At 68.7% G+C, this 13,456-nt stretch carries 12 protein-coding genes and 1 pseudogene; 3 read left to right on the top strand and 10 right to left on the bottom strand.

Annotated features, from left to right (window positions below; genetic code table 11):
• Nucleotides 1–2 precede the first annotated feature (2 nt).
• The 9 genes from selD to LLH23_09280 all read right to left on the bottom strand — a co-directional run bounded on the left by selD (nt 3) and on the right by LLH23_09280 (nt 9,585).
• On the bottom strand, nt 3–1,613 hold the full coding sequence (gene selD, locus LLH23_09320) for a selenide, water dikinase SelD (GenBank protein ID MCE5238678.1): 1,611 nt from the start codon (nt 1,611–1,613) through the stop codon (nt 3–5).
• A gap of 12 nt (nt 1,614–1,625) precedes the next feature.
• Nucleotides 1,626–2,672, bottom strand: a complete 1,047-nt coding sequence (locus LLH23_09315; protein MCE5238677.1) for a Gfo/Idh/MocA family oxidoreductase — start codon at nt 2,670–2,672, stop codon at nt 1,626–1,628.
• 31 nt (nt 2,673–2,703) lie between these two features.
• The gene (gene selA, locus LLH23_09310) at nt 2,704–4,095 is read right to left on the bottom strand and encodes an L-seryl-tRNA(Sec) selenium transferase (protein MCE5238676.1); all 1,392 of its coding nucleotides are present in this window, start codon (nt 4,093–4,095) and stop codon (nt 2,704–2,706) included.
• 6 nt (nt 4,096–4,101) lie between these two features.
• The gene (locus tag LLH23_09305; GenBank protein MCE5238675.1) at nt 4,102–5,124 is read right to left on the bottom strand and encodes a methylcobamide--CoM methyltransferase; all 1,023 of its coding nucleotides are present in this window, start codon (nt 5,122–5,124) and stop codon (nt 4,102–4,104) included.
• 49 nt (nt 5,125–5,173) lie between these two features.
• Nucleotides 5,174–6,211 (bottom strand): uroporphyrinogen decarboxylase family protein, encoded by a 1,038-nt coding sequence (locus LLH23_09300; GenBank protein MCE5238674.1) that lies wholly within the window; start codon nt 6,209–6,211, stop codon nt 5,174–5,176.
• The gene (locus LLH23_09295) at nt 6,198–6,878 is read right to left on the bottom strand and encodes a corrinoid protein (GenBank protein ID MCE5238673.1); all 681 of its coding nucleotides are present in this window, start codon (nt 6,876–6,878) and stop codon (nt 6,198–6,200) included. The genes LLH23_09300 and LLH23_09295 overlap by 14 nt, the downstream gene beginning before the upstream one ends.
• 235 nt (nt 6,879–7,113) lie before the next feature.
• Entirely contained in the window at nt 7,114–7,764 is a 651-nt protein-coding gene (locus tag LLH23_09290) for a hypothetical protein (protein MCE5238672.1), read from the bottom strand.
• A 198-nt stretch (nt 7,765–7,962) separates the two neighbouring features.
• Nucleotides 7,963–8,607, bottom strand: a complete 645-nt coding sequence (locus LLH23_09285; protein MCE5238671.1) for a hypothetical protein — start codon at nt 8,605–8,607, stop codon at nt 7,963–7,965.
• A gap of 69 nt (nt 8,608–8,676) precedes the next feature.
• Nucleotides 8,677–9,585, bottom strand: a complete 909-nt coding sequence (locus LLH23_09280) for a DUF2334 domain-containing protein (protein MCE5238670.1) — start codon at nt 9,583–9,585, stop codon at nt 8,677–8,679.
• A gap of 132 nt (nt 9,586–9,717) precedes the next feature.
• Here LLH23_09280 and LLH23_09275 point away from each other — a divergent pair.
• The 3 genes and pseudogenes from LLH23_09275 to LLH23_09265 all read left to right on the top strand — a co-directional run bounded on the left by LLH23_09275 (nt 9,718) and on the right by LLH23_09265 (nt 11,107).
• Nucleotides 9,718–9,903, top strand: a pseudogene (locus LLH23_09275) (DUF1559 domain-containing protein).
• Between the two features lie 156 nt (nt 9,904–10,059).
• Nucleotides 10,060–10,353: a hypothetical protein gene (locus LLH23_09270; GenBank protein MCE5238669.1), complete on the top strand. Its 294-nt coding sequence runs from the start codon at nt 10,060–10,062 to the stop codon at nt 10,351–10,353.
• 112 nt (nt 10,354–10,465) lie between these two features.
• Nucleotides 10,466–11,107 (top strand): DUF1559 domain-containing protein, encoded by a 642-nt coding sequence (locus tag LLH23_09265; protein MCE5238668.1) that lies wholly within the window; start codon nt 10,466–10,468, stop codon nt 11,105–11,107.
• 62 nt (nt 11,108–11,169) lie between these two features.
• Here the strand turns inward: LLH23_09265 and LLH23_09260 are convergent, their stop codons facing one another.
• On the bottom strand, nt 11,170–13,110 hold the full coding sequence (locus LLH23_09260) for a hypothetical protein (protein MCE5238667.1): 1,941 nt from the start codon (nt 13,108–13,110) through the stop codon (nt 11,170–11,172).
• Nucleotides 13,111–13,456: the final 346 nt, after the last annotated feature.

Raw genomic sequence — 13,456 nt, 5'->3', positions numbered from 1 at the left:
GCCTACCGGTCCGTCACCGACCGGTAGAACATCATCGCCGGGGCGCCGCCGAACTGCACGGCCAGCCACACCGCCTCCTCGATCTGCGCCTCGGTCAGCCCGGACTGGCGCGCCTTATTCAGGTGGATCTTCAGGCAGGGCTCGCACTTGGTCACGATGGACAGGGCCACGCTGAGCAGTTCCTTCTGCTGCAGGTCCAGCGCGCCGGGACGGTTGGCCTCTTCCATGAAGATGCCAAACAGCGAGGCCGCCTCGTTGGTCCCCTCGCCGGCGGCGGCCTGGGCGGCGCAGCACGGCTCCCCCTCGGCTCCATCCCGCCCGGCGCAGCAGGCTGAGGGCGCCTCAGCCGGTTCGCTGCAGCAGCACGACGGCAGCTCCTCGGCACTGGCGGCACAGCACGATCGCTTCTCAGGCTGCCCCTCGGTCTGCTTCACGATGATCTTCCCTTCCGACGGTTCGGTGATCCGCCCGATGATCGCGGCGTAGGTGTGGCCCGTCTCGTGCAGCCGCGCCAGCAGGGCCTCCGCGCCCTCGGCGGGCGCGCACATGAGCAGCCCGCCGGAAGTCTGCGGGTCATGCAACACGTGCAGCAGCTCCTCGGCCACGTCGCCCTCGAGCTGCAGGAACTGACGGGCGTGCTCGCGGTTGCGCTCCGCGCCGCCCGAGACGAGACTCTGGCGCGCGTAGTCCAGCGCCACCGGCAGGACGGGCACGTCGGCAGCGGTGATCTCCGCGGTGACACCACTTTGCGCCACCATCTCGCTCAGGTGGCCCAGCAGCCCGAAGCCCGTGACATCCGTGGCGCAGGCGACGCCGGCCTCGACCATCAGCTCCGAGGCCGCGCGGTTCAGGAGCGTCATCCAGTGGGCGGCCTCGGCCTGGGCCTCGGGCGTGGCGCGGCCGAGCTGCGCGGCGAAGGCGATGATGCCGACGCCCAGCGGCTTGGTCAGGATGAGCACATCGCCCGGGCGCGCGGCGGCGTTGGTGATGAGACGCTGCGGGTGGATCAGGCCGGTCACGGCAAAGCCGAACTTCACGTCGAGGTCGTTGATGCTGTGCCCCCCGATCACGGGTACGCCCGCCTCGGCGAGCTTGTCCGTCCCGCCGCGCATGATCTCCGTCATCATGGACAGGTCCAGGCTCTCGACGGGGAAGCCGATGATGGCGAGGGCGCTCAGCGGGCGGCCGCCCATCGCATAGACATCGCTGACCGAGTTCGCCGCCGCGATCTGACCGAAGGTGTACGGGTCATCCACGCCGGGGGTGAAGACATCCACGGTCTGCACGAGCGCCGTCTCGGCGTCGAGCTGGAAGACGCCCGCATCGTCACCGGTGTTCGAGCCCACGAGTACGCGCGGGTCGTCCAGCGACGGGAGCGTGGCCAGGGCCTGCTTGAGGTCCGTCTGGCTGATCTTCGAGGCGCACCCGGCGTTCTTGACGAGGCTGGTCAGGGGCACATCGGCCGCCAGGTCGGGCAGCTTCTCGCCCGCGCACTGGCAGACGTTGTGCTCCTGGAACACATCGCACGGGCACGGCTTCCTGGGGTTGCAGATGCAGTGCCCCAGCTTGATGGACCGCGCCATGACGCGGCGGCGGCGTTCGAGATCAATCATGGTCTTCGTGCCTCAGATCACCGGACGCGGCTGGTCGTAGAAGCCACTGACGCGCTTGCACTCCTCGATGACGCGCACGACCTCGGCGGCTTCCTCCGCCTTCACGACCATCTCCTGCCCCTCGCGCACCACGCCCCAGAAGTTGTCATAGAAGTCGCCAATCCCCGGGGCCGTGGCCTCGATCTGCTCCTCTTGCCAGGGGATGACATCGTCGTTGTCGTAGCGGCGGTTGCTGGCCGCGCCGGGGTCGGCAGTGATGGGCGCAAGCTGCGCCGGGTCGAACCACTTCAGATGCGAGGTCCGGCCGTCGCTGGTCATGGTGCCGTGCCGGCCGCAGATCGTCCACTTGGGCTCCGCGAAGGCGCATGCCATGGATATCTCCAGGTCGTACACGCGGCCATTGGCAGCCGTCAGCACGACCTTCACGTGATCCTCTACGTCGCCCGCCGAGGCGATCTGCTTGAGGTCGCAGGTAACCTTCACGACCGGCGCGCCGAGCAGTTGCATCCCCAGGTCCAGGTAATGCGAGCCGGCGTTGTTGATGACGCCGCCGCCGAAGCGGCTGAGGGTCTGCCAGTCAAACCGACGCACGAAGCGCAGCTCGCGCATGCGCACCTCGAACACCTCGCCGAGCCGCTGGCTCTCGACGATGTGCTTGAGATGCAGGAATTCCTGGCCGAAGCGGCGATTGTGGTGCATGAAGAGCAGTTGGCCGGTCTCGCGCGCGGTGGCGATCATGCGGCGGGCGTCGGCGGCGGTCGTGGCCATCGGCTTCTCGCAGATGGCGTGGCGCCCGCTGCGCAGCACGTCGCAGGTGACATCGGGATGCGAGTCGGAGGCGCTGGCGACGACGATGGCGTCGGCCTCGGCCTGCGCGATCAGCGTGGCCGCGTCGGGGAAGCCCGGGCAGCCCAGGTCGGCCGTGACCTCCTGGACGCGCTCGGGGACCCAGTCGGTCACACCCGTGATGCGGAAGCGGTCGTCGTTGCGCATGCGGGCGATGTGGATGTTCAGCCCGGCGCGGCCGAGACCGATGACGGCGACTTTGAGCGGGGACATGAAGCAGACTCCTGTTCTGTGTGACGCCCTGCTACAGGCTGCGCAGCAGTCCTGCGAGGGCCCGGGTGACGACCGCATCCTCGTCGGGCTGTATCGTGCGGAAGTCCAGCACGACGGCCTCGTGTTGGATGCGGGTGAAGATGGGTGGCTCGTGCGCGCGCAGGCGGCGAGCCAGCTCGTCGGCGCTCACGGGGCCGGGCGCCACGGACAGCGTCCAGCTCGGCAGCTTCTCGATCGGGGCGGCGCCGCTGCCGATCTCGGTCTCGCCGCGCTGCGCCGACAGCGCGGCCGCCTCGGCCGGCGCCTCGGACAGGGCGGAGAGCATGGCCTCGGCGCGGCGCTGCAGGGCATCGAGAGGCTGTGACATCATGCGGTACGTCGGGTGCTTCTCACACAGCGTCTGCGGGTCGAGGAACAGCTTGAGCGTCGCCTCCAGCGCCGCCGCCGTCATCTTGCCGATGCGCAGGGCGCGGGCGAGCGGGTTCTTCTTGAGGCGCTCGACGACCTCACGCGTGCCCGCAATGATGCCACACTGCGGCCCTCCGACGAGCTTGTCGCCGCTGAAGCAGGCGACGGTCGCGCCGGCCTGCAGGCTCTCCTGCACGAGCGGTTCCGGCCCCAGCCCGAACGGGCGCAGGTCCACCAGCGCGCCGCTGCCCAGGTCGTCCACGACCGGCAGGTTGTGCCGCCGGCCCAGCGCGGCCAGTTCGGCGATGTCGGGCTCGGCGGTGAAGCCCAGGATGCGGTAGTTGCTCTGGTGCACGCGCATGATCGCGCCGGTGTTCTCGCCGATGGCGCTCTCGTAGTCGCGGAGGTGGGTCTTGTTCGTCGTGCCGACCTCGCGCATGATCGCGCCGCTCATGGCCATGACTTCGGGCATGCGGAAGGCCCCGCCGATCTCCACGAGTTGCCCGCGCGAGATGATGACCTCCCGCCCCTGCGCCAGCGTGTTGAGGATGAGCATCGTGGCCGCCGCGTTGTTGTTGACCACGGTGGCCGCCTCGGCGCCTGTCAGCGCGCAGAGTAGGTCCTGGTAGTGCTCATCCCGCGACATGCGGCGGCCGCGCGGTAGGTCGGTGGCGAGGGTGCAGTAGCCCCGGATGGTGTCGTGCACCGCGTCCACGGCAGCCGGCGGGAGCAGCGCGCGCCCCAGGCCCGTGTGCAGGATGATGCCGGCGGCGTTGATGGCGTGGCGCAGCGACGGGCGCAGGGCAGCCTGCAGACGCTCCACCAGCAGCGCCCCGACGGTCTCAGGTGCCGCCTCGGCCAGCTTGCCGGCGATGATCTCCGCCCGCATGTCGTCCAGCACGCGCCGCAGCACATGGACGACGTGCCCGTGACCGTGGGCCGCGACCAGGTCCTGCACGGCGGGCTCGTTGAGCAGCCGGTCCACCGAGGGCAGTTGTCGCAGAAGCTCGTTCATGGGTCCCTATTTCGCTATCGGGTCGCGCGCCGCCTGCGCCAGAGCGCGCAGATGGGCCAGCGGCGTCGTGGGCACGACCGCGCAGGCGGGGGCGATGATGTCGGCGCGCCTGAGCCCGACATGGCGCGTCCAGTGCGCAATCCGCTCGGGCGGCCCGGCTTCCAGCACCAGGGCGTCCAGATTGCCCATCAACGGCATGTCCGGCAGTTCCCCGCGCAGGCGGCGGAGGCTGACGACGGCGTCCACGCTGACGCAGTCGGCCTCCAGTCGCGGCAGCAGCGGCGCCAGTGGCATGACGTTCCCGCACACATGCACGATGACCGGGGACCCCGCCGCGCGCAGCGCCTGAATCAGCCGTGAGAGGGGCGGCAGCACCAGCCGCTCGAACAGGCGCGGACCGACGATCTCGCCCGTGGCCGTCGGGTCGGCGATGACCATGACCTCGGCGCCGGCGGCGATCTGCTCCTGGCCGAAAGCGGCCAGCAGGTCGCTGAGACGCTCCAGCACCTCGGCCACGGCCCGCGGCTCGCGGATCATCTCCTTGAGGAAGCGATCCGGCTGCACCAGTGACGCCGCGAGCGACATCGGGCCGACGAGGTTGCCCAGCACGGGCGTCCCGGGGCGGGCCGTCCGTAGCTGCCGCATGGCCTGCAGCACCACCTGCGCGCGCGGGCTGTCGGCGATGGGGGAGAGGGAAGCGCTGAGCAGGTCCTGCGAGGTCGCGCAGGGCTCGCGGCTGACGCGGGGCTGCGTGAGGCGATCCCCGAAGTCCACCTCTGCCCCGAGCGCCTCGGCCTCGACCGTCATGCAGAAGGGCACCGCCAGGTTCTCCATCCCGCCCTCGTCGGTCACCGCCAGCGCGAGCCGCACCATCTGATCGAGGTCGCAGTGGGCCTGCGGCCAGTGGCAGCCTGAGAGGTCCATCGCCTCGACGGTGGCGACCGACATCATCCCGCCGGGGCAGATGACCGGCGGGCGATCGGTGGGTTCGCGGCGCAGGGCCGCCAGGAGTCGCTGTGTCTGGGTCAAGACCGCTCCATGTCCGTCGGCTATGGTCGCGCGCCCACGCGGCCTCTCTCTAGCCCGGCTTCCCGTACTCGCGCACCGTCTGGAGCATCGCGTGGATGTTCTCCTCGGGTGTGGCGAGGGGGACTTCGCAGCCGCTGGCGACGATGTAGCCGCCGGGGCTATCGGCGGCGGCGCGGATGCCTGCGAGCGTCGTCTGCGCCACCAGCTCCGGCGTGCCATAGAGCAGCACCTCGGCCGGGGGCACGTTGCCCATCAGGCAGCAGCGGGCGCCGACCGCCGCCTTGGCCTGGGCCAGATCCACCTTGTCCAGGCTCAGCACTGCGGCGCCACCGTCCACCATCTGGTCCCAGATCAGGTGCGAATGGCCGCAGATGTGCAGGACCGGCGGCAGGCCGGCCGCGGCGATCCGCTCCAGGATGCGCTGCGTGTAGGGCCGGGCGAACTCGGCGTACTGCCGGGGGCCAATGACGCTGCACGAGGCGACCGGGTCCACCGGCACCGGGACGCCCCCGGCGGCGATGACCGCATCGGTGAAGCGCAGCGCCGCCTCCGTGGCCATCTCCAGCAAGCGGTGCGCCAGCTCCGGCGCCTTGCGGGTCGCCTTCACGAAGACATCGGTGCCCATGAGCGCCGCCGCAACCGTGAACGGCATCGCGAAGCAACAGGCGACGAAGACCTCTGCCCCGACCTCGGCGTTGGCGGTCCGGATGGCCTCGAGGAACACGGGCAGGCGACCGTCGCTGTGCGGGTCGGGCATGTGCACCCTGGCCACGTCGTCCGGCGACTGCACCACCGGCGTCTCGACTCGGGGCGCGTCGTCGTCGAAGTGCTTCAGCTTCGTGCCCATGGCCTCGGCGAGGAGTGAGGTGTCGGTGAAGAGAGTCACCATGTCCTGGCCGTACTTGCGGTAGCAGTCGGCATGGGCGCGGCCCAGCGCCGGGCCGTTCTGGCACGTCTGGCTCACGGTCAGACCGGCCGCGCGGTTGGCATGGTTGAGGATCAGCGGGACGCACAGCAGGCGGTCCACCGGCTGGCCCTGCAAGAAGGCGAGGAAGCGCTCTTTGGGAGTCATGCTAGCTGGCGACATGGGAAGCCTCCTGCGCCTCGGGGTCGGCAGAGAGTAGTCTCTGCACCAGGCGGACAGCCTCGGCGGCGTCGCGGCCATAGGCGTCGGCCCCGATCCTCTCGGCGAACGCCGTGGAGAGCGGGCCGCCGCCGATGATGACCTTGAAGCGGTCGCGGGTGCCGCGCCGCTCCAACTCCTGCACGACCTGGCGCATGCTCTCCATGGTCGTGCTCATCAGCGTGGACAGGGCAATGATGTCGGCGCCGATGCGTTCCGCCTCATCGGCGAACTGCGCGACCGGCACGTCGCGTCCGAGGTCGTGTACCTCCAGCCCCGCCCCCTCCAGCATCATCCGCACGATGTTCTTGCCGATGTCATGGATGTCCCCGGCCACGACGCCGATGACGACTTTGCCCTGGTGCGGCATGGTCGCCGGGTTCAGGTGCGGCCGGAGCACCTCCAGGGCCGCATACATCGCGTCGGCGCAGATCAGGATCTCGGGGACGAAGTACTCCTCGTGGTCGTACTTCTCGCTGACCACGGCCATGCCCGGCGCCAGGCCCTGCATGATCGTGTTATAGGCATCCATCCCCCGCGCCAGTGCTTGCTCGGCCAGTTCACGCGCCCGGTCCTCATCCATCGCGATGACGGCGTCCTTGAGGCCCTGCAGTATCTCGGCACTGTCCATGGCGTCCCTCCCGTGGGGGCGCGATTCATCGCGCCCTGGGCGCCATGAATGGCGCCCCTACGGCCCAAGCAAAAAGCGGATCCACCGGGAGGTGGATCCGCTTATCGCAGGTCATGGGGTTGCGCTACTCGGTGGTGGCCTCACCCTCTGCCTGGCCCAGCGGTCCCAGATCGGCCGTAGCCTTCACTGTGTACCGTCCCGGTTGTACTCGCACGGAGTACAGGCAGGAGCCGCCTCACCCATAGCCCAGGCGGTCCAGCGGCACCGTGGTGTCGCTGGCCGTCTGGCCGTCCGCGCCCTGCACGAGGAGCCGCACCCGGGGGCTCCCGTGCGGGGTGTAGGTGCTGATATCGAAGTCGCCGGCGCCCAGCGAGGCCGCGAGGCCCAGGCCGTTGCCGGTACGCGTGATCAGCTTGACGGTCAGCGGACTTGCCGTCAGCACGCGCGTCTTGGTGAGGTCCGTGGATACCGGCAGGGCCCGCCGGAAGGTGTACTCCCAGTTCTGCCCGCCCTGCCGCAGGATCACGCGCAGCGACGCCGCGACGCCCGACTCGAGGTACGAGCGGCCCAGCGTCAGGACCAGTGGCTGCGTCACGCCCGCGCCCTGCGGGTTGTAGGGGAAGTCGAAGCTGAGCGGCTTGAAGCTGCTGTAGCCGGCATCCGTGGTGCTCTGCACCTTCTCCGCAGCCTCGATGATGCCATTGAGGTTGGTGTCGGCGTAGACGGTGTCATAGCCGGCGTCGGTGCCCCCCGACTCATCGAGAGCCAGGAGCAGCACCTTCTGCCCGTCGGCCGTCAGCGCGATCTTGGCGTAGCTGGGGTGGGCGCTGACGAACTGCACAGGTGTCGGGGCCTGCGCCTGGCCGGCCGAGAGTGCGCAGGCCATCAGTAACAGGATCATGATCGGCGGAAGGAAGCGCTGGTGTATCGGTCACTCCTCCTTGTCAGGCACGTCATCACTGTGTCGAACAAGCTCCGTGGGGACGGCTTGCACCGGGAACGGGCAGCCCGGCAGTAGCGGCCGTACCGTCAGCTTGCCCTTCAGATGCCCTGGTATTCCACCGGAATACGTACACGAACCGCCTCACCCATAGGCGAACTTGCCGTGCCACACCACTCTGCCACGCGCGTCCGCAATCTCCAGACCGGGCGGCGAGGTCCGCTGGGCGTCGGACAGGTTCGTGCTACGTCCTCCGACGTCCGTCACCTTCAGGGCCACTCGCCTGAACTGTGGGTCCACCTCGACACGGGCGAGATAGGGCGGACCGACCTGCAGTGCCTGCTCCTGGCCCGGCGCCAGCGTCAGGGGCGGCACCTCGTAGAGCCTGGTGTCGGCCTCCCACGCGGTAGGGCCCTGGCCGGCATAGGCAGTGAAGCTGGACAGACGCAGGGAGCCGGACTGGACCGTGTAGCGCCCCTGCTCGCCTCTGCTCGCCAACTGCCGCGGGCCCAGGCGGTAGTGCAGCTCGCCCCGGCCCTGCCAGGAAGCCACCAACACGGCCGGCGGCCCCGTAACGCGGTCTCGCACCGCCGTCGAGAGATGCTTCCCGAACTCCGTGCCTGTGACGATGACGACGGCGACCCCGAGGGCCGTCAGGGCGAGCACGGCCAGGATCAGGCCCCGTCGGTCACGGCCATGACGCACGCGCCAGATGCCCACCACCAGCGCCGCCAGCCAGACCAGCGCACAGGCACCGACCACCACTGCGTTGAGGAGAGTCTCGTCCATCGGCCTCTCCCGTCACGACGGGTGTCCTGCGGTGTCACCCACCACTACGCCAAACACCCCGCCGCCTCCTCAGGTTCCTGCGGATAGTATAGTTACGTATTCGGCAAATGTCATCCACTCTGTTACGCCCTGTCGGGCCAGCCACTCGAACATGGCCTCCAGCAAGGGCCGCGTCTGTTCCCAGGTGCGCATCATCGAGGCGTAGTGGCTGCCGATGACCAGCACCCCGTCCTCGCCGGCGGCGGCCAGGAAGTGCTCCAGCTCCGAGAGGACCAGGGCTAACCGCTCCTCGGCCTGCTCGGGCGTCACGCCGCCGATGCAGAGGTCCTCCATGCAGGGAACCTCCAGCACGCCGGGGGGCTCGGTCCAGGGCACGCAAGGGAAGTCAGGCTGCCACAGTTGGAGCGCGGGCTTTCCAGCCCGCGACGGCCGCTGCGGGCTGGAAAGCCCGCGCTCCAACGCATAGGCCGTCGCCGTGGGGTTGATGCCCCGGCTGGAGGAGACGCCAATGCCGACGGCCGCCAGCGCCTCGTACATGCCGGGGCTGACGCCGAAGCACGGCGCCCGGAAGGCGACCGGGCGGCTACCGAACGTGCGCTCGTAGTGGCCGATCCCGCGTTCGAGCCTCTCCTGCAGACACTCCGCCTCGTGCCGGCGCTGCCAGTGCGCCAGGTGGCGCTCGTACTCCTCGAAGGGCGCCGGGTTGGCGCGGCGGGTGCTGGCCTGGGGGAGGCCGAACTCCAGGCAGGTGTCGTGGCTGAGGCCGTGGAGCTGGAAGTCATGTCCGCGCCCGCAGGCCCACTCCAGCGTCTCGCGCCAGACCTCGTGCGCCTGCTCCCGCCGGGGCGGCTCAGGCACCCAGAAGAACGTGCCGTGCAGGCCGAGGCTGTCGAGCCACCTCACGACAGTACGGAAGTCCTCGGTGCTGCGGGGGCCGGGGGCGGCCCCGGCGTCGTCATTGGAGAAGATGGCGAGCACGGGCTGTCTCCTTGTGGGTGCATGTCTTGCTGAATTCTTCCGCCCGGCGGCGGGAACAGGGACAGCAGGAATATCGCCCCCCACAACGAATCAGTTGAGCGCGCGTATCATATCAAGGGTATGGAGGGCATCATGTCTCGACGTATGGGTTTCACGCTGATCGAGCTACTGGTCGTGATCGCGATCATCGCGATCCTCGCCGCGATCCTCTTCCCCGTGTTCGCCAAAGCCCGTGAGAAAGCTCGGCAGTCGTCGTGTCTGAGCAACGTCAAGCAACTCGCCATTGCCGCCACCATGTACAGCCAGGACTATGATGAGATGGTCATGTCCTCGTACTGCGCGCCGTACTACTGGAACCAGTTGGCCGCCCCCTACATCAAGAACACCCAGGTGTTCGTCTGCCCCAGCGCGAGCAAGATGACTAGCGGCTACGGCCACAACCACTGCAACCTCGGCTACAACGGCGCCGTCGCCATGGCGTCGGTCAAGTACCCGGCTGAGACGATCATCTTCGTGGACAATGGCAAGGTCACCAACCCCGCCGCCGCCCCGGGCGCCTGGATTGAGGACACCACGTTCGGCGGCGCGTGGTACACCCGCTGGCCCAACAACACGCCGTACTATACCGATGACCCCGTGCGCGCCGTGCCGCGGCACAACGGGCTGTGCAACTCGGCCTTCCTCGACGGGCACGCCAAGGCCATGACCATGGATGCTCTCATCGGCCCGGCCGCCGGCGCCACCAACTGCCTCTGGGACATCAACTGATCGGGTGTGGCGTCGCCAGAATCACCCTCCTGTCCTCCGCAGGCCAGAAGGAGGCGGGGGCACACACGCCGAATGCCATGCTTGACGTTCGGCTACGACAAGGAGGCTAGACATGTCCAAGCGCACAGGCTTTACGCTGATTGAGTTACTGGTTGTGATCGCCATCATCGCCATTCTGGCGGCGATCCTCTTCCCCGTGTTCGCCAAGGCTCGGGAGAAGGCCCGGCAGTCGTCCTGCATGAGCAACACCAAGCAGCTTGCTGTCGGCGTTCTGCAGTATGCCCAGGACTATGACGAGAAGTTCCCGACCCGGTACACGGCGGCGACCGGGCAGTGGTCCAACGTGATTCAGCCCTACGTCAAGAACTGGCAGCTGTTCGTCTGCCCCAGCACCAACAACTACTCGTACGGTTGGCAGCAGACCTACCTGAACTACAGGGCCATCGGCACGATTCTGTCTCCGTCCGAAACGGTCATGATCTGCGACAACGGCATGGTCAACAACAGCGCCGGCGGGAAGGGTTGGGACTGGGAGGTTGACGCTCCCAGCATCTTCGGCAACCCGCCCGCGGCGCCAGCGGACGAGATCAACGGCATCCCGCTGGCCAGTGACCCTCAGTACCGCGCAAGGCCCCGCCCGATCCACAACGATGGCTGCAACATCGCCTTCGTGGATGGGCACTCCAAGTGGATGAAGACCACACAGTTCTTCTATGGCCAGTCGCCAGCCGACAAGTACTTTGACCTCAACTAGGCGTTGCCACTCCCGATATGCAAGCGACAGGCCCGCCGGGTATCCGGCGGGCCTGTTCACTGCTACGCGAACCACATCAGGTAGCGCTTGGCCACGTCCTCGCTGAAGGCGCCCACCAGCCCCCAGATGCCCCCGGCGAACAGGATGTGCCCGATGGCCAGCCCCAGGAAGACCGGGGTGGCCACCCGGTAGGTGTGCGGCCCTCCCAGGCGCAGGATCAGCGTCTTGCACATCCATGCCATGAAGCAGGGGAACCAGATCGAGTGGCCATAGCTGCCCGCGATGCCCAGCCCGAGCGGGTTGAGCGGGAAGCGGAGGAAGCGCGCCCGCAGCCATAGCATCACCAGCGTCAGCGCCAGGCCCAGGCCGCGCGCCACGGTGGTGCGCACGTCCATGGGCACGCCGACGAAGGCGCGGGACTGCAGGCGGTCAAAGGCGCTGCGGGCCTGGGCGGCGCGGTAGCCGCCCGAGGTCGTGCCGCCGTCGAGTACATTGGCCCCGAAGCCGTAGTAGGCCGTCAGGTGCATCCCCAGGGCCAGCACCAGCCCGAGAGCCAGCCCGTAGGTGATGGCGGTCAGCACATGGCTCCGCCGCAGCCCGGCGCGGGTGCCGATGCGGATGCCCTCCATCTCGAACGCCCCCAGTTGCGGGAAGGTCATGCGGCTGATGACCGTGATGGTGGCATAGGCGGTCTCAGAGCGCAGCCCGGCCTTGTCGAAGTGGCCGGTGGTGGGCTTGAGGGCCAGGATCGCTTCCAGGACCTCCTCGCGGGGGAGCATGTAGTTGATCGGCAGGCCGGTCTGCGCCCGGATGCGGATATACACCAGGGCCGCGCCGTAGGTCAGCAGCACATAGGTGAGCGCCAGTCCCCAGCTCATTCCGGCCGAGACGCAGAAGATGCAGACGGCGGCGATCCCCGCCACCAGCCCCCAGAAGGCGAGGCGGGAGGGCAGCAGCTCCTGCCGGTCCCAGTCTTGCCGGGGGCCGCCGCAGGCCATCTGCACGACCTGCCACAGGTGCTTGCGCCCCACCCACACCAGGAAGACCATCAGGCCCACATACGCGCCCATGCCCTGCGAGCGCTCGAAGGGGAAGTTGCCGATTTGGTAGCCGGCCACGCTGGCGAAGAAGTTCTCGACCCGGAACAGCAGGAAGAACCCCCACACGCTCAGCAGCACATCCACCGGCACCAGGTAGCCCAGCCCGATGATCTCGGGGCGGAAGGTCAGCGTCATCGGCCGCAGGTACGCCCACGGGCGCTCGCTGAGCAGGGGGTTCATGTCGAACTGCTGGCCGATGGCCGCCACCTGCGGCGAGAAGGCATGGGCGATGTTCGAGCCGTCGTAGATGGCGGCCAGGCCCACGCCGACCCAGAAGAGGGGATTGCGGAGGAGAGGTCGGGCCGCCATGGGAGCGGTCACCGACCGCGATGCCGTCGAACCGCCGGTCGCGGTCGGTGACCGCTCCCACGACTCCGGCGGCGCCACCTGCAGGATCAGCTCTGCCAGCGGGTACGACAGCCGCTCGTGCTCCGCCCATGGCCGGCGGAACAGAGAGTTCAGGCACACCAGGGACAGCCCGAGCGCCATGAAGAGCAGGCCCCAGGCCGTCAGCGGCGCTGCCCACGGCCCCCACGGCACGCGCCCGTTGGCGCTGCCCTCGTAGAAGTCGCGGATCACGCTCTCGTCCGAGGGCGTGATCCAGCTCGGCAGCAGGTCGGCGAACAGCGCGTAGTCATTGCCAGGGGCGGCGAAGTAGCGCGTCACCGTGAGCTGGGCCAGGAGTTGCCGCACGCCATTGGCCTCGAGCGTGACGAGGCCCAGGCTCATGACGATGTAGATCAGCAGCGCCTCGCGCCGCAGCCGGTGGCCGCGGGCCAGACGGTGGACCGCGAACCCCAGGGCGCTCATCAGCACCAGCACGGCCACCGCCGGGATCGGCGGCGAGCCCTCCGCCACCAGGATCGTGAAGGCGATCAGTGAGGTCTTGCGGACCCAGAACATGCTGACGACCAGACAGAGGGTCGCCAGGAGAAGGACCCGGGAAAGGCGCGGCGGCCGGTCATCAGTGCCGGCCGGAGCGGGAACAGCATCGGGGTGAGAGACGGTCGTTGGCTCATGCATAGGACTTGTGTCTCTTCCCCCCCGAGCTGCCGCTTTCCTGCCTGGCCCGGCAGGAGTGGCCGGCCCCCGGGGCGAACAGGCCGCCTCGTGCGAGGCCGACGGCCTCGCGCCAATCCGTGGGGTCGGTGAGGCTGCTATGACCAGGTGCTTCGCACTTTGCCTGTTGTCCATCCTCATTCCGGGAGCCATGCTCATGGCCGATACGCCGCAGTACCAGCCGGTGCCC

It is taken from the genome of bacterium (assembly GCA_021372615.1).
Classification (GTDB): domain Bacteria; phylum Armatimonadota; class Zipacnadia; order Zipacnadales; family UBA11051; genus JAJFUB01.
The sequence above is the reverse complement of the archived record's forward strand: the minus strand, read 5'-3'. Positions and strand labels throughout refer to the sequence as shown.

Coding starts and splice junctions, on each gene's coding strand:
- selD (MCE5238678.1), bottom strand. CDS start 1,613: ATGATTGATCTCGAACGCCGCCGCCGCGTCATGGCGCGGTCCATCAAG.
- LLH23_09315 (MCE5238677.1), bottom strand. CDS start 2,672: ATGTCCCCGCTCAAAGTCGCCGTCATCGGTCTCGGCCGCGCCGGGCTG.
- selA (MCE5238676.1), bottom strand. CDS start 4,095: ATGAACGAGCTTCTGCGACAACTGCCCTCGGTGGACCGGCTGCTCAAC.
- LLH23_09300 (MCE5238674.1), bottom strand. CDS start 6,211: ATGTCGCCAGCTAGCATGACTCCCAAAGAGCGCTTCCTCGCCTTCTTG.
- LLH23_09295 (MCE5238673.1), bottom strand. CDS start 6,878: ATGGACAGTGCCGAGATACTGCAGGGCCTCAAGGACGCCGTCATCGCG.
- LLH23_09290 (MCE5238672.1), bottom strand. CDS start 7,764: ATGGCCTGCGCACTCTCGGCCGGCCAGGCGCAGGCCCCGACACCTGTG.
- LLH23_09285 (MCE5238671.1), bottom strand. CDS start 8,607: ATGGACGAGACTCTCCTCAACGCAGTGGTGGTCGGTGCCTGTGCGCTG.
- LLH23_09270 (MCE5238669.1), top strand. CDS start 10,060: ATGGCGTCGGTCAAGTACCCGGCTGAGACGATCATCTTCGTGGACAAT.
- LLH23_09265 (MCE5238668.1), top strand. CDS start 10,466: ATGTCCAAGCGCACAGGCTTTACGCTGATTGAGTTACTGGTTGTGATC.
- LLH23_09260 (MCE5238667.1), bottom strand. CDS start 13,110: ATGTTCTGGGTCCGCAAGACCTCACTGATCGCCTTCACGATCCTGGTG.